Genomic DNA, 18846 nt, shown 5'->3' on the forward strand with positions numbered 1-18846 from the left:
AAACATCACGGATGCGTGCGGTACGAGTCCTGCTACCCGCCAGAAACGTCACCCGTGCTCGTTTCGGAAAGCTGAGCATCGGATGCAGCGTCGGCTGCACGCGCGATAGCCAAGGTCTGCTCGATTGGTGTGCCGTCTATGTACGCTCTCACCTGCCGCACCTGCAGTTCTGACAACCGTGCGCGCGTAGCTGTTGCTGTTCCTAGCCGTCGTTGCGTGTCATCCAGAAGGTCAAGCTGGAGCTCTTTCATCCAATGCGGCTTGCCCCCAGGAGGAATGGTTCTGAACGGGACACTGAAACAGTTTTCTAGTTCAGAGCGGTTTACATTTATGGTGCGCCACAAGGTGCGGGCGAGAATCCGATCGTCATAAAGCCAGACACCTAAGAAAGGCGCCCTAACCAATACCGTGATTGCGGCTGCGAGCTCGATGACGACCATGACAAACACTGGCGCTTGAGCCACCTTGTCGCCAGACAACAATGCCGAAAGAACAGCCACCATCGCGAGCCCCTAGGGCACCAAGTAGTACTGCACGAAGCGGCCTGAGCGGATAACCCGCACCCGACGCGTACGGTCAACTGGTGGTTCAATGCCGACGTCAGTCTTCGTCACCGTTTCAGGGTCGTGCTGTATTCGAGAATCGCTGCCCGCGCCGAGGCGCAGGTTTTCTAGTGACCTAACGAGTGCTTGATGCGCTGCTCGATCGACGATTTCCAGCCGAAGCGGTCGTGTGGAGAGCGACGACATGGTGACGCTCGGGGTACCCGACTTTCCTTCCACTTTGACTGCTGAGTAGCGAAGGCCGTTTACTTCGAATCTAGTTACTGAGACCTTGGCAACATCCCGCCACTGGATCGCCTTGAACTCGCGAGGCTCCCGATGTCCACCCCAAAATGTTAGGCCAACGTCGTCTGCCACCGCCGTGAAATTCTTGTTTGCTTTGACATCGTCCGCACTGATCTCAGGCTCCCACCGGTCAATGCCGTTAGCCGTCGATAACACGATCGCTCTCGGAAACCGTTGCGCAAGAACTCGGTGGCGCACCTTGAACTTTTGGTAGGAAAGCAAAAGCGCAGCGGGCGCTGCAAAACAGAGAAGCGCAAAGATAGCGAGCGAGAGCGGAACCAGTGGAGGGGTTAGCGATTCTGGATTACTGATCGCTCGCCACCAAGACGCAAACATCCCGCCGCTCATCAAGACGAGAAAACCACCAAGAAAAACAAATGACCCCACCGTCAGCGGCGGCACAGCGGCGCTCGAGCGGCTCAATCCTTGGGAGCCCCCAGCGCTCATAGCGTTCGTCCTGCGTGGCAAAGTTGGGCTCGGGCCAATCGTGGGCCGGGCTCCCGCCGAGCGGAAGAAGCCTGACATCCGGCGCTCACGATATCGGCCAAAAGCCAGCCCCCTGTATTCATGAGTGCAAATCTACTTTGTGCTGGCATCCAAGCACCAGAGGGCGGAGCTAGACCGAATCTGCCGCCCGCAGTCAAACGCGAGCGCTATTCGCGGCAACACTTCTGAAAGCGCGACCGGTGTGGTCATCGACTAGCGGCGACCAGTCAACTCAATCGTCAGTGGACACACCTAACTCGACACGCCTAATTCCGAGGCTCAGAGGCTCAGAGGCTCAGAGGCTCAGAAAAGAAGACAATATCGCACCCTGCCCGCAGAGTGTCCGATTGGCAGCCAGTGGGCCCCCAAAGTTCTAGATACCTAAAAAGACAAACACAACGCCCGCCGCGAGAGACAGTATCCCCAACGCTCCCCAAACCACTGCGAAAACGACCAATATCCGACGCGTTCTGCGGTCGCTGGGCACGAGACGCGCGAACCAAGCCCAGCCCAACTTTTCAAAGCCCTCGCGACGCCTTGTCGCGAAAACGTCTCGCTGGGTCCAAGCGTGTGTGGCGGCAACCAGGAACATCATGCCGAGAAAAAGAAACGCTTGGGCATTAGTTGCCGGGATCGGCGCCCCTGGGTCTGACGTTAGCAGTTCCACGACCATCCGAATCTTGGGGAACATCCCCGCTGAGAAATCTACCCACTATCCGCACCTCGGGCGTCCCAAATCGATGCAGCGCCGTCAGTGGAGGAGCGAGATCACTGCGATCTCGTCCCGCCCACGTCGATAGATTCCAGCGTTGTACTCGTCAGACGGGGAAGTGCGCTTGCCATCCTCAGGCTTCAGTAACTCTCGGCGCTTCGTCGAGTTCGCGGTGATGTCGCTCACGTCTCGATCGCGCTGAAGAAGCACCCGCTTCACGCCAAGTCGCTCCACGAATTCGGAGAGAGCGCGGCCATTGCTATAGCCCAACGAGGTATCGAACTCCCAGCGAAGGCCACTCTCGTCGACGAGTGCCATAGCCATCATCCGCACCTTAGATGGAGAATTCTGCCCGCGCTTGCTCATGTTGCCTCCTGCGCTGGAGCCTAGTGACGAGCGATCTCGGCAGTGATCGTGGACAGCCCAGCGAGCGGGAGCATCCGAAATTACCTGACCTTACCAAAATATGTTTTCCAAGCTATATTTAGAAGCAAGAAGGACGGTGATCACTATGGCGAATGCATCCACATTGATCCGTGCTGCCCGAAAAAGTGGACGCCTCACCCAGGAGCAGCTTGCTTCTCGTTCCTCGATCGATCAGGGCAGCGTTTCGCGGTCGGAGCGAGGTCGCGATGCAAGCTTCGACACCGTCGATCGTCTGCTAGCCGGAGCGGGGCACCGGTTGTATTCCGCCCCCACTCGCCGGGACGACGCCGCAACCGCCGCCACCGAAATCCGTCACCAGCTCGCAGCCGGCGACAAGGACCGGGCTCTCCGAGCGCTGCTGCAGCTCAACGACAACCTTGTGGCCGAGCACGGACTGATTCGCGGAGTCCTCGGGCTTGCCGAGCCCGAGTCAACTCGAGACCCAGTGTGGGATGCCGCACTAGCAGCGCTTGTAGCGTGGCGACTCGCAGACGAGGGCATTCCTCTGCCGCAGTGGGTTGATCTCCCCAACCGGTTCCTCAGCAAACACCGAACGCTTGACGTGGATCCCGCAGACCCTGTTGCTCCCCTCGCAGAAGTCCCCGCCGAGTTCGCTAAACGCGGCGTGCTTGCGTGGCGTGACACGTTCGAGAGCGTGTAGTCGTGGCAACCACTCTCGACAGGGATGACATCATCACCGGGTTGCGTGAACTCATTGCGGAACTACGCGCCGAGGGCGAAGTGGCAGGAATCCGGTTGGTCGGCGGAGCGGCCCTCTCGTTGCGCTATTTCGACCGCGGGACCACCCAAGATCTCGATTCACTGCACGTTCGCCCGGGGAGTGATGCTGCGGTCGCCTCAGCCGCCGCCCGCGTTGCGCAACGCCACGACTGGGATCCCACCTGGCTCAATTTCGAAGTCACCAAAGCGGATGCTCTGCCGACCCTCGGCCGCGCTGTTGAATGGCACACGATCTATGATCGCGACGACATCGTGATTCAGGTCGCATCCAAAGAGGCACTCTTGGCGATGAAACTGCGCGCCAACCGCCCCGGTCGTGACACCCGCGACATCCGACTACTTCTGAGCTTGTGCGAGATCAGTTCCCTCGACGACGCTGACGAGTTGTACGAAGATTTCTACCCGGGTGACAGCCTCGACCCCCGAGCGGTAGCAATGGTGACCGCGATACTTGCCGACGGGAAAAGCCATACCCCCGAGCGACCGAAGCCGATCAACTTTTAGAGCTGCGCCAGCGTTGTTTCCGCTAATCTGAACGCTCGCTCGACACCTTCGAACCTTGTGACGCTAAGTGTCCCGGTTGGCCTCTCGCCGAAAAATTTGCGGGATTTCTTGCAGTGGAGAGGAATCACCTTTGAACACGTCGAGCTCAAATAGCTCACCGAACTGATCCACGTTCAGGGTGGCGGAAACCCACATACCGTCAACATCAAAGAAAGTTACCTCCGCTACTTGATCCTCGAAACGTCGTTCGAGCGAAAGAGGGCCGATCGCCAAGCTGCCCATACTGCCATCGTTCATTGACGCAACGGTCAACTCAGAGAGGGTGGCAATCGAACCCGAGAACCGCGGGGCTCGTTCGACCAAAGCACGCAAAAGCCGCAGCTCTGCCCCGGTTGGGGATCGATAGCCTTCCGGCGAAGGTCTGACAAACTTTGGTTGAGTTGCAGCGGCTTGTGAGGACCGCATCCGCGACCAGAAGCCGAACCACACGACGCCAACAACGGCCGAGGTGATCGGCAGCCATATCAAGGAAGTGAGCGCGAGTGGCCCGCTCGCAACCCAAATCACAAGGAGCGCCGTCGTCAGAACGGCCGCGCCCGAAGCAACCGCTAGAGAAATGCCACCCAGTCGGCCACCACTACCGAGAAGAGCGCGGAGGCCGAGCCCCGAGCCGACCGACACAAGCCCAACGGCGGCGCCACTGATCGGGGCGGCGATCAATAAAATTAGCCCAAAGATTCCGAACATCTCTGAACCCCAGCTTGGGACGATCATCGCGAACCCGAGAAGAAGACCGGCGTCTGCACCGAACAGCGATCCGTAGAGCGCAACGACCCACGGGCCCACGTTGAGCGTTCGTCGGATTCCGCGGATCATTCACTCAATGTAGCGGCAGCAGCGTCCAGCGCGAAGCATCCGGAGGCGTGAATCACCGCAGCCCTCACTGGCGTGCTTATGCGGGCTGCTCGAAACGAGCCCACGGGCCGTCCGCGGCGACGCGTGAGGCAATGTGAGGTTGGTCGCCATCGCTTTCCCACCCCGAGGGATGCTGAATGGGTACATCAATCCTGAGCCCGTGGAACAACTCGCGGCGGGCAACATTCTGCAGGTGCGCCGGAGCCCACTCGATGTCGAGGTCGCGAACGGTTGCGACTCCGAGGCCGTCTTCCGCAAAAAATAGTTCGTCGTCGCCGCCGGGGCCGCCTCCGGCAATGACGATGTCCCACATGCGCTCCGCGACGGGGAAGAGATTAAGAAGATTCGAAAACAGGTACAGCCCCTGATACTCACCGGCACGACAGATGCCCACCGTCGGCAGCAACGGAATAGGGAAATTCGCTCGATCCTCATCGGTCACGGGAGCAATCATCGAGTGTTCATCGCTGAAGGAAGCGCGCGGCGGACGCCGGGACAGCATTCTCCACGAATCACGAACTCTGAGCCCGAGAGCGAGCGGCTGGCCGAAAAGATCCACAGCGCCATCCACCACCACAATCGGAAGTCGGAAAAGCCTCGACGTGCGGGTCGACCAATCGCCGGCAAGGTAAGCCAGCGCGGCCTGAAAATATTGCTCTACGTACTCCCGCACGGTTTCGTCCGAGGCAAGATCATCCGCCTGCGCGTGATAGAAACCACCGGAGACGTCCAACTGAAACCAGCCGCCCGTACCCACGGAAACGATCGCGTACTCATCGCGGTTCGCCAGCGAAGTGAGCTGGAGAAAAGTCTCATCGTTCGGGTGCACTCCCCCAATCCCGACTTCGGCGTGCACGCCGTCAGTCGATGCCGCCAGCTCCTTGAGGAGCGTGAGGAGAACAGACCGGTCCATGCTGCCTCTTTCGGCCAAGCGCTAGGGAGTCGGGATCTCGCGAGTTTCGTGCAGCTGCACGTCGCCATTGACTGCCACGACTTCAAGCAGCACACGCCAATCCTGACCATTGCGTTCGACGATGGCAGGCCGGCCCTGGCTCATATCAATGACGTCATCATCCGTAAGAGTGACACCGTACTCTTCTGCCGCCCACTCCTGCACGGCAGTCGTGTAGTCCGCAAATGCCGCAGTGTGGCGCTCATCGAAGCTGTCTGCCGCAGCGATCAGTCCAAACGCACTCGCCGTTCCGGCGGCAATCGCCAGCACGGTGAGCCCGAAAGCACGGAGCCGAAACTTGCGGCCAGGGCCGGCAAGCCAATAGAGGACTGCGATCACAGCAATTCCGAACGTGGCAACGGCACCCAGAAACGGGATAAATGCCCAACCCTCTGTGGGGCTCTGATAGAGACCGGGGTTTGTCATGACTCTGGTCCTCGCCGCTCAATTCGTTGTGTTGCGCGCTCGCTCATAGCGCGAGCAACACTCTGTGAAGGTCAAGCGTACCAGCGCTCCCCACGACAGAGGCCGGCATCCGCTCACCGAAAGGAGTGCGGATGCCGGCCTCGATACGAAGCGCGAAGCTGTCCTTAGAAAGTAGCCTCGTCGGGGTTCGTGCCTACACGCTGGTCGCGGTCGATCGCATCAATCGATGCCATCTCGTCCGCAGAAAGTGTGAAGCCAAAGACGTCGAAGTTTTCGGCCATACGCTCACGCGAGTTCGACTTGGGGAACACGATGATGCCGCTCTGCAGGTGCCAACGGATCGCAACTTGAGCAGGTGAAACGCCATGTGCTTCGGCGGCAGTCTGCAGTGCCGTCTCGCTGAACAGGTCGTACTTGCCTTGCCCAAGCGGGCCCCACGCCTCCGTGTGGATGCCAAGTTCGGCACCATAGGCGCGCAGCTCGCGCTGAGCAAACGCGGGGTGAAGTTCAATTTGGTTCACTGCGGGCACCGTTTCGCTTCCCGCAAGAATTTTCTCGAGGTGCGGGCGGTGGAAGTTGCTGACACCGATCGATCGCGTCTTGCCTTCAGCCTTGATGTCTTCCATCGTGAGCCAGGTCTCGAGGTACCGGTCGAGGTCGGGGCGAGGCCAGTGGATGAGATACAGATCCACATAGTCGAGGCCCAGCTTTTCGAGGCTGAGATCCATAGCATCGCGAGCAGAGTCGGTGCCCTGGTCGCTGTTCCACAGCTTCGTCGTGAGGAAGATTTCTTCACGCGGGATGCCCGAGGCTTTGATGGCGTTGCCGACGCCCTGCTCGTTGCCGTAAATCATGGCGGTGTCGAGGTGGCGGTAGCCAACCTCGAGCGCGTCGGTGACGATGCGCTCGGTTTCTGCGGGGTCAACCTTGAAGACTCCGAACCCGAGCTGCGGGATGGAATTGCCGTCGTTGAGTTCAATCTGGGGAACAGTCATGTCCCCATCCTGCCACTCACGCCTGACGATTCCACCCTCGCAGATCACGCTCCCAGCGAACGGGCAAACCTTCTAGCTGATGTGGCGCTCGTCAACACCCGAGTACGCGGCGAGGGGGCGGATGAGGGCGTTCGAAGCAGCCTGCTCCATGATGTGAGCGGTCCAGCCGGTGATTCGCGCAGCAACGAAAAGCGGCGTGAACATGTCGGTGTCGAAGCCGATGAGGTTGTACGCGGGGCCGCTCGGGTAGTCGAGGTTCGGCTTGATGTTCTTGCGGCTCGTCATGGCCGTTTCGAGTGCCTCATAGAGTTCCATCATGTCGGGGCGGCGATACTCGGCGATCAGAGTTTCGAGCGCCGCCTTCATGGTGGGAACCCGCGAGTCACCGTTCTTGTAGACCCGGTGGCCAAAGCCCATGATCTTGCGCTTTTCGGCGAGCGCCGTCTCGAGCCACGCTTCGGCGTTCGCGGCAGTGCCGATCTCGTCGAAGACGTGCATGACAGCTTCGTTCGCTCCACCGTGCAACTGCCCCTTGAGGGCGCCGATTGCGGCAGTGACGGCGCTGTAGAGGTCACTGAGCGTGCTCGTGACGACGCGGGCGGTGAAGGTCGAGGCGTTGAAGGAGTGCTCGGCGTACAGAATCATCGAGACGTCGAACGCGTTCACGACAACGAGGTCAGGAACCTCGCCGAAGGTCATGTGCAAGAAGTTGGCCGAATAGCTGAGGTCATCGCGCGGCTCAACAAGTTCCTGATCACGGCGACGGCGCTGGTCGTACGCGATGATCGCGGGCAGCTTCGCAAAGAGAGTCAGCGAGCGCTGAAAGTTGAGGTCTGCGTCGATCATGCTGGCGGGGTCGGTGAGGGTGTCATCCATCGCGCCGATCACGCTGACGGCGGTGCGTACGACATCCATCGGATGCGCGCTGAGCGGCAGCTCGTCAATCACACGCTTGGTGTGAGCGTCGAGGTGACGCTGCGCCCGCTCGACGCGCTGGAACTCTTCGAGCTGCTCGCCGGTCGGCAGTTCACCGTGCCACAGCAGATAAGCCACCTCTTCAAAGGTGCACTTCTCGGCCAATTCCTGCACGGGGTAACCGCGATAGAGAAGGGAGTTAGTCTCCGGGTTCACTTTGGAGATCGCAGTGGTGTCGGCGACGACGCCGGCCAACCCCTTGCGAATCTCGGCGGCGGGGGTACCTGTTAGGTCAGTCATGGTGCTCCTCGGTGGTGTCTTTCGAGTTCAAGTTAATGAGTGCGTCGTTTAGTGGTGGTTGTCGAGCGTGAAGTTGAACACCGATGAATCGAAGGTGTTGTAGCTTTCGTAATCGAGCAGTTCATACAGGCGAGCCCTCGTCTGCATTTCGCCGACAACAGACTGCTGAGTGCCGTCGGCGTTGATTGCATCGAGAGTGCGCTCCGCAGCACCCATGGCACTACGCAACAGGGTTACGGGGTAAATAACAATGTTTACGCCGATATTGCCCAATTGGGTTGTCGTGAAAAGTTCGCTCTTACCAAACTCTGTCATGTTTGCGAGGATCGGAACGTCCACGGCGTTACGCATCGCCTCAAACTCGCTGAGGTCCTTCATCGCCTCAGGGAAGATCGCGTCGGCGCCCGCGTCAACAAGCTGCTTCGCGCGGTCCATCGCAACGTCCAGACCGTCAACGGCGCGGATGTCGGTGCGAGCCATGATCAGCAGGTTCGGGTCGCGACGGGCATCGACTGCGGCGCGGATGCGCTTGAGCGCAGTATCCGTGTCGACTACTGCTTTGCCGTCGAGGTGTCCGCAGCGCTTCGGGTTGACCTGGTCTTCGATGTGGAGCCCGGAGACACCCGCATCTTCGAGAGTCTGCACGGTGCGAGCCACGTTCATGGGTTCGCCAAAACCGGTGTCGGCGTCAACGAGTGACGGCAGGTCGGTCATCCGCGAAATCTGTTGCGAACGACCGGCCACCTCAGTGAGAGTCGTCAGGCCGATGTCGGGCAAGCCCAAATCGGCGCTGATGACAGCACCCGAAATGTAGACGCCGTCAAAGCCCTTGTCTTGAATGAGACGAGCGCTCAGCGGGTTGAACGCGCCGGGCACGCGCAGCAGTTCGCCGCTCGCAAGACGCTCGCGAAACTGGGCACGCTTGGTGGCTGGATCGGTTTGGGCGTACAACATTAGAAGATTCCTTTGGCGGTGATGGCGGGGAAGTTGCCGCGGACGGTCAACTCACCAAGTTCGGATGCCGAGAGTTGCGGCAGGCGCTGGGCGACGTCCAAGAAGCGTTCGATTTCGTCGCTCGCGAGCACACCATCCGCGAGGGTGCGGAACTTGGTGATGTACTGCTCACGGGCGAAGGGTCGAGCACCGAGCGGATGCGCGTCAGCGACGGCGATCTCTTCAACGATGCGGCTTCCGTCAGTCATTTCGATCTCGACGCGACCGCCGAAGGCTTTCTCGGCGGGGTCGATCGAGTGGTAGCGACGCGTCCATTCGGGGTCTTCCTCGGTCGAGACCCGCTTCCACAGCGCGATGGTGTCCGCGCGGTTGGCACGCTCAGGCGCGTAGCTGTTGACGTGGTGCCACGCCTGGTCCTGAAGCGCGACCGTGAAGATATACGGGATGGAGTGGTCGAGCGTTTCGCGGCTCGCGTTGGGGTCGTACTTTTGCGGGTCGTTCGCGCCCGAGCCGATCACATAGTGCGTGTGGTGGCTCGTGTGCAGCACGATGCGGTTGATGTTCTCTTCGACCAGTTCAGGATGCTCGCGCCCCAACTTGCGGGCGAGGTCGATCCACGCCTGTGCCTGGTACTCGGCCGAGTGCTCCTTTGTGTAGGAGTCGAGGATCGCGGTGCGGGCCTCCCCCAGCTCGGGCAGCGGAACCTCGTAGTGTGCGTCTGGACCGTCGAGCATCCACGCAATTACGCCGTCTTCGCCTTCATAAATCGGGGTGGGGCTGGTCTGGCCGCGCATGGCACGGTCGACGGCTTCGACGGCCATCTTGCCGGCGAAAGCGGGAGCGTGTGCCTTCCACGTGGAGATCTCGCCCTTGCGCGACTGGCGCGTAGCCGTGGTCGTGTGGAGAGCTTGGCCAACGGCCTGGAAGATTGTTTCGGTGTCGAGCCCGAGAAGAGTACCGATGCCGGCGGCCGCACTCGGGCCGAGGTGGGCAACATGGTCGATCTTGTGCTTGTGCAGGCAGATCGCCTTCACGAGGTCGATCTGAATCTCGTAGCCCGTGACGATGCCGCGCAGCAGGTCGGCCCCCGTGCGGCCCGTGTGCTGGGCAACAGCCAAGATCGGCGGGATGTTGTCGCCGGGGTGCGAGTAGTCGGCAGCCAAGAAGGTGTCGTGGTAGTCGAGCTCGCGAACGGCAACACCGTTAGCCCAGGCTGCCCACTCCGGGCTGACGCGAAGATCAGAACCGAACACAGTGGAGCCCGGCTCCGCGGGGTGACGCTCAGCTTGCGCTCGCGCTGACACCACCGGTGCACGAGTGAGGGATGCGGTGGCAACAGCAGCGTTGTCAATCACACGGTTGATGACCATGTCGGTCACGGCATCCGTCGGCTCAAGCTGTTCGGCTGCGATCGCCGCGATCTTGTGGGCAAGTTGGTCTTCGCGAGCGAGATTCTCGTCGCTGCGGTAGACGCGGAGAGCATGATTTTTCACGGTGGAGCCTTTCAATTGGCGGCGCGCAGAGGGGAATCTGCAGCCATGGCTAATGCGCTTGTGAGCGCGTGATGGAGATGAACATGAGTAGCGTGCGCGGCAAGTTCTTGGTCGCCGGCAACGATGGCCTGCACGATAAGGAGGTGCTCTTTGGCCGCGGCCGCTAAGCGCTCGGGGTTGTCTTTGGCGAGTCGACGCACGCGTACGAGGTGGGTGCGCAGTGAGTTGAGGGCACCCGTGAGGTAGTCGTTCTCCACGGCGTCATCGACGGCCGCATCAAAGCGACGCACGAGATCGAAGTAGGCGCTGCGGTCGCTGTCATCGCGCGCCAGCAAGTCAGGAACGGTTTCAAACTCCCGCTCGAGATCGGCGAAGGTGCTTCCCGTGTGGTGCAGCGCCGCCAGACGCACCGCTTTCACTTCGAGGGCCTTGCGCACATCAAAGAGTTCGCGGATGTTGTCGACCGATACATCGGTAACGACAAGGCCGCGACCAGACTGGCTCGACACCAGCCCATCCGTCATCAGTCGTGACAGCGCTTCTCGCAGCGGCGTGCGGGACACCCCGAGTCGCGCAGCCTGCTCGACCTCACCGAGAATCGTTCCGGGCGCCAGACGCCACTCGATGATGTCGTCGCGCAGAGCTTGATAGGCGCGGTCACTGGCGCGGATGGGTGTTGCCATGCGCACCTCCCAGGACCGTGAACTTCCCGTGGGGGCGAATTGCCACCCCGCTCGGGTTTGTATACAAGAACTTCAGTCTAGGCCTGATTCGGGAGAAATCAAGCCGAATTTTGGATGAACTGTATACAGACCTGAGGCGCGCCAGCTCTCTGTCCACCGGCCAACCGCTGGCAGCGGTTGCTAGCGCAGCGCCTTCGCCTCGAGATACGCACTAAAGGCTTCGCGGCTCGATTTGCGGGGCGTAAACCCGAACGTTGATTTGAGAGCGCCGTTGTCGAGCACCGGGCGATAGAGCAAGAAGTTCACCTGTGCTCGTTTATGCGGCGTGAGCTTCAGAGCATGCCCGACCGTCAACACAACGCTGAAGAGCCACGGCGGGATGATGATCAATCGCTTGCCGAGCGCTGCCGCGATCTCGCGAACAGTCATCTTGCCATTTCCGGCCACATTGAAGATGCCTGCCGGCCCACCGCTTGCTGCGCGCACCATCACCTCAACGACGTCATCCACCCACACAAATACGAAGGGGCTGTCTGAGCCTGCAAGTTTGAGCACGCGACGTGTTTCCCACAACGCCGTGATCTGATTGTCGACTGCCGGGCCCAAAATGGTGCCGATGCGGAACACCGTCTGAGTGAGTTGCGGTGCTGTCTCGCGCAACTCAGCCAGCATCTCCTCGACCAGACGCTTGTGCCGACTATAGGGAAAGTCGTCATTACCCCGCAGCGGATCGCCCTCGGTAATCCATTCAGCGTTCTCGCGGTGATACCCATACGCTGCACCGCTGGATGACACAACGATGCGTGACACTCCCGCTTCTACGCAGGCATCGAAGACGGCGCGTGATCCCTCAACGTCCACCGCGAATTCTTGGCTAACCGTCGTGCTCTTGCCAGGGTTCACGATGGAAGCGAGATGCACGACCGTGTCGATCTGGTGGCGACGCAACAGAGCAGGAAGGCCGGCGGCATCCGTCACATCGAGACGTTCGTAGAGCACCCCTGGCAGCCGCACACCGGGGCCGGGAGTGCGAATATCAGCGCTCACGACACATTCAATGGCATCGGATGCAGCCAACCCGGCGACCACAGAGGTACCCAAGAATCCGGTGCCACCCGTCACAAGAACTCGACTCATGCGTGTGCCTCCGCGTCATTTGCGGGGTTACCGGAGATCGGCCCCGAACGGCCTGTGGCACCCCGAGCCTTACGGCGTCCCCACCAGGTCGCGAGTGCGAGTCCGGCGATGATGTCCCAGATACCCCACCATCCCGCAACAACGGCCATTCCGCCTAGTCCCCCAAAGAAGGCGAAGACAAGTCCTAGGCCGAGACCGGCGTTGCGGATTCCGACTTCGAACGTGACTGCTTTGGCTTCGTAGAGCGCGAGCCCACCGAGTCGCGCACTGGCGTAGCCGAGACCGAGCGCGACCGCATCGTGCAGGAACACCGCGAGCAGCACTACCCCTACATAGGCGATGAAGAACTGAAAGTTTCCGGCGAGCGCCGCGATGATGAATCCGAGGAGCGCAAGCAGACTGATCCACTTCACGGTGGGTTGCACCTTTTTGGCGAAGGCGGGCCAGCGGTTTTTGATGGCGAATCCCACGGCGAACGGCAGCCCGATGATGAGCACAATTTCGAGCAACATCTGCCAGCCATTGATGCTGACGCTTTCCAGAATCGTGGATGCGGTGGGGTGCCAGCCGCCCCACAGCGACAAGTTCACGGGAAGCATGACGATGTAGATCACGTTGGTGACCGCCGTCATCGAGACCGAGAGAGCAACGTTGCCCCGCGCCCGATAGGTGAGCACTTGGGAAATGTTTCCCGGCGGACAACACGCAACCAAAATCATCCCGAGGGCAATCGACGGACCGACCTGCAGCAGCAGGGTAAGCCCAAAGGTCACAGCAGGCAGCAGCACAAGTTGAGCAACGAGCGAGATCGCGAATGCGCGGGGTGCTTTCAGAACTGCCCGAAAGTCTTCGAGACTCGTATCGAGTGCGATCCCGAACATGATGAGGCCGAGCACGATGCTGAGCGCGATGAGTGAACCCGGGCTGAAGTTGAGTTGCGCATCATCGATCGTCATGAATTGACCTTCCGGGTGAGCGTCTCAAGCAAGCGTCGAATGGTGCGCCGGTAGGCATCTTTGTTGACGTAGTACGACATGCGTTCGAGTGCCAAATATTTGTAGCCACCGGTGAGGTCGGGCCACGGTTCTTCGGCGGTCTCTCGGAAGTGGGCGGCGGCGCGCGGAGCGGTGTCTTGAGCTGCCAGATACGCCGCCAAGAGCTCCGCCTGTTCGTATCTTCCCTGCCAGCCGATACCGCTCGCTTCGATCATCCCCATCACGTAGAGACCATTGAAGCTGGGCGGGAAAATATTCAGATACAGCTCGGGCGCGTCGGAAGACCAATTAAGGTGCTCCCGCCCCACAAAGGGGTACGCGAGCGTGTAACCGGTAGCCAACACGATGAGGTCGTAGTCTGCCTCGGTGCCATCGCTAAAGTGCACGGTGTTGCCGTCGAAACGTTCGGGAGCAGGCACCACGCGCAGATCGCCCTGGCCGAGATGGCCAAGCACGAGAGTGTTCACGATCGGATGTGATTCGTAGATGCGGTAGTCCGGCTTCGGGAAACCAAATTTCACCGGGTCGCCCGTGAACACGCGCAACACTCGCTTGTCGACAAATTGCTTGAGGCGGGCTGGCAGCGGGCGGCCCTGATTGAGGGTGTCCGCCGGTTTACCGAAAAGGTAGCGCGGAACAAAGTAGTAGCCCCGGCGCACACTCAGGTCGATGCTGTCGGCATGGTGCACGGCATCCACCGCAATATCGCAGCCGCTATTGCCGGCACCCACCACGAGAACCCGCTTGCCCGCAAACATCGTCGCCTTCTTGTACTGGCTCGAATGAATGATCTCACCAGCAAATTCACCGTCAAATTGCGGGATGCTGGGGCGGGCTAGCGTGCCGTTGGCGAGCACAACGCCGTCGAAGCGTTCCGTTCGCGGCTCGTGCCCCGCGGTAGTGCTCGTGACGTTCCAGCCGTCATCATCGGTGGGTTCGAGGCGGTCGACGGTGGTGTTGAAGAGGAACTTCTCGCCCAGATCGAACCGATCGCTATAGGCCCGAAAGTACTTTTTGAGTTCGCGGTGGCTGGGGTAATCCGCCGTGGTCTGCATGGGCAGCTCGTGAAACTCGGTGGTCGTGCGCGACGAAATCAAGTGCGCCGACTCGTACATCGTGCTGCGCGGATTGTCGATATTCCAGAGGCCACCAACGTCATTAGCCGACTCAAAACCGACGAAATGGATGCCTGCCTTATCGAGAGCGCGGGCAGCGGCGAGTCCCGAAGGACCAGCGCCGATGATGGCGATGGTGCGAGGCATTCGTTCCTCCCGGGATGAACAACGATATTCAAGGCGTTTCCGCAGCCTACTAGACCGTTTTTGGCGGGTAGACCAATTTGTCGAGGCGTAGCATTTTGTTGCAAGAACTAAACCCAGTGCGAATACTGGGCGTGCAGGATACCCGCCGGCATCTACCCGAAAGATGCCGATCTTGCACACAAGGGATCTAACCACTATGCCCGAAACTCCTACGGTTGCGCCTTCACGGCGTCGCCAGTGGGGCGCTGAGTCGCGCCTCGAACCGCTGCCCACTGTCCATCCCGCGCCGAGCGACCGCAAAATCGCGCTCGCTCGCCTCGCTATTGTCGCCACCGTTGTGTTTTGGCTGACCTACGTGATCTACACGATCGTTCGTCAGTTCATCAACAACGGCACCGAGAGTTTCCGTTTCACGACGGAGGCCATCTCCTACGTCATCGTGGTGACCTTCCTGACCTTCTCGGCGCTCATGTACTTGATCGCCCGTCACGGCGCCTTCCAACGCTTTCGCGCGCACGCTCGTGTGCCGCGGGCTGAACTCGACCGGCACTTTGCCGACAACCAGGGCTCCATCACCGTGTTGGTGCCCAGCTACAGCGAAGAGCCCGATGTTGTTCGTGCCACCCTCTGGTCGGCATGCCTTCAGGAGTACCCCAGCCTTCGCGTCGTGCTCCTGCTCGATGACCCGCCCTTTCCCGATGACCCGGATGCCGCAGCCCAGCTGTCGAAGTCACGCCAGCTCACCGAAGAGATTCAGCGTGAGCTGGCAGCGCCCCGCGCACGTTTCGCTGATGCTCTGTCGACCTTCGAATCACGACTGCGCCAACAACGCCCGATGGGCATCGCTGAGCTCGAGGATCTTGCCGGTCAGTACCAGTGGGCATCCGCGTGGCTCGAGAACAAGGCAGACAACGAGCAGCGCATCGACCACGTTGATGAGTTCTTTGTCACGCAGGTCCTTCAGGGCTTGGCTGGCGAACTGCAACTGACGGCCGACGCGTTGGGCGCAGCGCTCGACGAGCGCATGGTTCCGCCAGCAACTCGACTGCACGAGCTCTACCGCCGTCTCGCGCGCACTTTCGATGCTGAGCTGTCGACCTTCGAGCGCAAGTTGTACGCCTCCGTTTCTCACGAAGCGAACAAGGCGATGAACCTCAACGCCTACATCGGCCTGATGGGTGGCAATTACCGCCCCGAAGAAACTCCCGACGGCACGGTGCTTCGGCCCGTAAGCCACGCCGGAGCCGGCGACCTCTCTATTCCCGATTCGGAATACCTCCTCACCCTCGATGCCGACTCGCTCCTGCTGCGCGACTACTGCCTGCGCCTCGTCTACCTTCTCGAGCAAAAAGACAACGCTCGCGTTGCCGTGACGCAGACTCCGTACTCGTCGTTCCGCGGTGCTAGCACGCGCATCGAACGCCTCGCTGGGGCCACCACCGACCTGCAGCACATCCTGCACCAGGGCAAGTCGTACTACGGCGCCACCTTCTGGGTGGGCGCCAACGCCGTCATCCGCAAGGCTGCTCTGGATGACATTGTCGAGACCGAAACCGAGGGCGGCTTCACCGTCAAAAGGTACGTTCAAGACCGCACGGTTATCGAAGACACCGAATCGAGCATCGACCTCGGCACCCACGGTTGGACGCTCGTCAACTACCCCGAGCGCCTGAGCTACAGCGCCACCCCGCCCGACTTCGGATCCTTGGTTGTTCAGCGTCGCCGCTGGGCCAACGGTGGTCTCTTGATCATGCCGAAGCTCATGCGCCAGATGCGTGAACGTCGGGCCCGTGGCGAAACGGTGCCGTGGACCGAGTTCTTCCTGCGCGTGAACTACATGACGTCGATTACGTGGGCCAGCTTCGGGCTCGTCTTCCTCCTCGCCTACCCGTACGACAGCCGACTGCTGAGCCCGGTGGTTCTGCTGGCGGCGGTTCCGTACTTCTTGGCAATGGGAAGCGACCTGCGCTACAGCGGCTACAAGTTCAGCGACATTTTCCGTATCTACGGCTTCAACCTGATCCTTCTTCCGGTGAACTTGGCCGGCGTGCTGAAGTCGCTTGAGCAGGCCATCACGAGCAAGAAGATTCCGTTCGCTCGCACCCCCAAGGTGCGCAACCGCACGGCAACCCCGCTGCTGTATGTGATTGCACCGCTGATCATCATTGGGTTCTCCGCCTTCACCTTCTGGCGCGACCTCAATGCCGGCAACTGGGGCAACGCCGCTTTCGCAGCGTTCAACACGATCCTCGCTGGGCTCGCGCTCGTCTCCTACATCGGCATCTGGAATGCGATCGTCGACATCTGGATTGGTGTCACTAGTCCTCTGTTCGTCGAACGCAAACCCAAAAAGCAGAAGGCGGAACCCGAGCCGGAGTCGACCACGCTCGACTGGCGTTCGATCCTCTACTACGGGGATGACAGCGGATCGCACCGCAAGGTGCGCGACTCGATTGTCTTCGCCGAGATGCTCCCCCCTATTGATGAAACCAGAGAGGTCCGATCATGAGTTCAGCTACCCGTCGTCTTTCCTTCTGGCGACTCGTTATTGCAGCGATTGTGGCTGTCGCCGTTGCTGCTGGCGGCCTGTTCGCCTATCAAGCCTGGGCATCCACCCAAGCGGCACCAGCCCCCGACCCGTGGTTCGCCGCCTATGTGGATGTCACGGCAACGCCAAGTTACGAGTTCGAGTCCGCTGTGAACGACAGCGGAAAAGAGGTCATGCTGTCGTTCATCGTCGCTGCGACCGATGATGCCTGCACTCCCACCTGGGGCACCGCCTACACAATGGATGAGGCAGCAGTATCGCTCGACCTCGATCGCCGCATCGCACGCTTGCAACAGCAGGGTGGGGATGTCGGGGTATCGTTCGGCGGCCTGCTGAACGACGAGCTCGCAACATCCTGCACCGATCACGACAGTCTCGTTGAGGCCTACAGCTCGGTGATTGACCGCTACGCCTCCACCACGATCGACCTCGACATTGAGGGCGAGAACCTCAGCGATACCGCTGCCGGTGAACGTCGCGCCGCCGCTATTGCTGACCTGCAGCAGTCGCGCCGCGCTGCTGGCGACGACCTCGCTGTATGGCTCACGCTGCCCGCTGCCACCTTCGGCCTCACCGAAGATGGCACCACAGCAGTCACGCAAATGTTGGATGCCGGAGTAGACGTCTCTGGCGTCAACATCATGACGATGAACTTTGGTCAGAGCATGACCGACGACGAAACCAGCGGGGATGCCTCCATTCGTGCCCTTCAGGAGACTCACCGCCAGCTCGGCATTCTCTATGACCAAGCGGGAATCGAACTGACGGATGCCACCCTCTGGACGAAGCTCGGGGCAACCCCGATGATCGGCCAGAACGACAACGAAGACGAAGTCTTCACGATGGACGACGCCACGACCCTCAACGAGTTCACAACCGAGCAAGGAATCGGGCGCATGTCGATGTGGTCGCTCAACCGCGACACGACCTGTGGCCCGAACTATGCCGATGTCACTCGTGTTTCCGATGCGTGCAGTGGTGTGGATCAGGGCGACCTCTTCTTCGCTGATGTGCTGGCAGAGAACTTCGAGGGCGAGCTCGCCAGTTCGGCCAAGACCATCACTACTCAAGAACCGTCTGATCCTGCAGACCTCGCCGACGACCCGGCAACCAGCCCCTACGCAATTTGGGACGAAGACGCCAGCTACCTCGCGGGCACCAAGGTCGTGTTGCACCGCAACGTGTACCAGGCCAAGTGGTGGACTCGCGGAGATGTTCCCGATAACCCAGTACTCAACTCGTGGGAGACGCCGTGGACGCTTGTCGGCCCGGTTCTTGAGGGCGAGACCCCGGTCGAGGTTCCGACCGTGCCTGACGGCACCTACCCCAACTGGGATGGCACGTCAGTGTACGAAGAAGAGGATCGCGTTCTCTTCGACGGTGTTCCTTACGAAGCCAAATGGTGGACCCAGGGCGACAGTCCCGCAGCGTTCTCCTCTGATCCAGATGGATCACCGTGGATTCCGCTCACCTCTGAAGAAGTCAAAGCCATCGCCGACAGCAGCACGATTGACGAGTCGACGACACTAGCTCCAGCCAGCACGGAACGCTAGA

At 60.5% G+C, this 18846-nt stretch carries 18 protein-coding genes; 4 read left to right on the forward strand and 14 right to left on the reverse strand.

Annotated features, from left to right (window positions below):
* Nucleotides 1-32: 32 nt before the first annotated feature.
* From I6E51_RS11115 to I6E51_RS11125, 3 genes are all read right to left on the reverse strand, one after another.
* Nucleotides 33-503 (reverse strand): hypothetical protein, encoded by a 471-nt coding sequence (locus I6E51_RS11115; RefSeq protein ID WP_197110348.1) that lies wholly within the window; start codon nt 501-503, stop codon nt 33-35.
* Nucleotides 504-512: 9 nt separating this feature from the next.
* Nucleotides 513-1295, reverse strand: a complete 783-nt coding sequence (locus tag I6E51_RS11120) for a hypothetical protein (RefSeq protein ID WP_197110349.1) — start codon at nt 1293-1295, stop codon at nt 513-515.
* Nucleotides 1296-2085: 790 nt separating this feature from the next.
* On the reverse strand, nt 2086-2412 hold the full coding sequence (locus I6E51_RS11125) for a hypothetical protein (protein WP_197110350.1): 327 nt from the start codon (nt 2410-2412) through the stop codon (nt 2086-2088).
* Nucleotides 2413-2557: 145 nt separating this feature from the next.
* Here I6E51_RS11125 and I6E51_RS11130 point away from each other — a divergent pair, with 145 nt between their 5' ends.
* Complete coding sequence (locus I6E51_RS11130; protein WP_197110351.1) at nt 2558-3133, forward strand: helix-turn-helix domain-containing protein; 576 nt, start codon at nt 2558-2560, stop codon at nt 3131-3133.
* A gap of 2 nt (nt 3134-3135) precedes the next feature.
* A complete protein-coding gene (locus I6E51_RS11135) occupies nt 3136-3717 on the forward strand; it encodes a hypothetical protein (RefSeq protein WP_197110352.1) in 582 nt (193 codons plus the stop codon).
* 63 nt (nt 3718-3780) lie between these two features.
* Here I6E51_RS11135 and I6E51_RS11140 read toward each other — a convergent pair whose 3' ends face one another.
* The 11 genes from I6E51_RS11140 to I6E51_RS11190 form a co-directional block, all read right to left on the reverse strand.
* The gene (locus I6E51_RS11140; protein ID WP_197110353.1) at nt 3781-4593 is read right to left on the reverse strand and encodes a hypothetical protein; all 813 of its coding nucleotides are present in this window, start codon (nt 4591-4593) and stop codon (nt 3781-3783) included.
* Nucleotides 4594-4669: 76 nt separating this feature from the next.
* Nucleotides 4670-5545, reverse strand: coding sequence for a hypothetical protein (locus tag I6E51_RS11145; protein ID WP_197110354.1), 876 nt, complete (start codon nt 5543-5545; stop codon nt 4670-4672).
* A 21-nt stretch (nt 5546-5566) separates the two neighbouring features.
* On the reverse strand, nt 5567-6010 hold the full coding sequence (locus I6E51_RS11150) for a hypothetical protein (RefSeq protein ID WP_197110355.1): 444 nt from the start codon (nt 6008-6010) through the stop codon (nt 5567-5569).
* Nucleotides 6011-6174: 164 nt separating this feature from the next.
* Complete coding sequence (locus I6E51_RS11155) at nt 6175-7005, reverse strand: aldo/keto reductase (protein WP_197110356.1); 831 nt, start codon at nt 7003-7005, stop codon at nt 6175-6177.
* A 72-nt stretch (nt 7006-7077) separates the two neighbouring features.
* Nucleotides 7078-8220 (reverse strand): bifunctional 2-methylcitrate synthase/citrate synthase, encoded by a 1143-nt coding sequence (locus I6E51_RS11160; RefSeq protein WP_197107655.1) that lies wholly within the window; start codon nt 8218-8220, stop codon nt 7078-7080.
* A 48-nt stretch (nt 8221-8268) separates the two neighbouring features.
* Complete coding sequence (prpB, locus tag I6E51_RS11165; protein ID WP_197110357.1) at nt 8269-9174, reverse strand: methylisocitrate lyase; 906 nt, start codon at nt 9172-9174, stop codon at nt 8269-8271.
* The gene (locus tag I6E51_RS11170) at nt 9174-10667 is read right to left on the reverse strand and encodes an MmgE/PrpD family protein (RefSeq protein ID WP_197110358.1); all 1494 of its coding nucleotides are present in this window, start codon (nt 10665-10667) and stop codon (nt 9174-9176) included. The genes prpB and I6E51_RS11170 overlap by 1 nt, the downstream gene beginning before the upstream one ends.
* A gap of 11 nt (nt 10668-10678) precedes the next feature.
* A complete protein-coding gene (locus tag I6E51_RS11175) occupies nt 10679-11350 on the reverse strand; it encodes a GntR family transcriptional regulator (protein ID WP_197107661.1) in 672 nt (223 codons plus the stop codon).
* A 180-nt stretch (nt 11351-11530) separates the two neighbouring features.
* Nucleotides 11531-12487 carry an NAD-dependent epimerase/dehydratase family protein gene (locus tag I6E51_RS11180; RefSeq protein ID WP_197110359.1) on the reverse strand — a complete coding sequence of 319 codons (957 nt, stop codon included), beginning with the start codon at nt 12485-12487 and terminating at the stop codon, nt 11531-11533.
* Nucleotides 12484-13443, reverse strand: coding sequence for a bile acid:sodium symporter family protein (locus tag I6E51_RS11185; RefSeq protein ID WP_197110360.1), 960 nt, complete (start codon nt 13441-13443; stop codon nt 12484-12486). Before I6E51_RS11185 ends, I6E51_RS11180 begins: the two co-directional genes overlap by 4 nt.
* Complete coding sequence (locus I6E51_RS11190; RefSeq protein WP_197110361.1) at nt 13440-14744, reverse strand: NAD(P)/FAD-dependent oxidoreductase; 1305 nt, start codon at nt 14742-14744, stop codon at nt 13440-13442. Before I6E51_RS11190 ends, I6E51_RS11185 begins: the two co-directional genes overlap by 4 nt.
* Nucleotides 14745-14940: 196 nt before the next feature.
* Here I6E51_RS11190 and I6E51_RS11195 point away from each other — a divergent pair, with 196 nt between their 5' ends.
* Together I6E51_RS11195 and I6E51_RS11200 are read left to right on the forward strand one after the other, a co-directional pair.
* On the forward strand, nt 14941-17253 hold the full coding sequence (locus tag I6E51_RS11195; RefSeq protein ID WP_197107668.1) for a glycosyltransferase family 2 protein: 2313 nt from the start codon (nt 14941-14943) through the stop codon (nt 17251-17253).
* Nucleotides 17250-18845, forward strand: a complete 1596-nt coding sequence (locus I6E51_RS11200; RefSeq protein WP_197110362.1) for a chitinase — start codon at nt 17250-17252, stop codon at nt 18843-18845. The genes I6E51_RS11195 and I6E51_RS11200 overlap by 4 nt, the downstream gene beginning before the upstream one ends.
* Nucleotide 18846: the final 1 nt, after the last annotated feature.

The organism is Salinibacterium sp. NSLL17, from assembly GCF_015864935.1.
GTDB lineage: Bacteria > Actinomycetota > Actinomycetes > Actinomycetales > Microbacteriaceae > Rhodoglobus.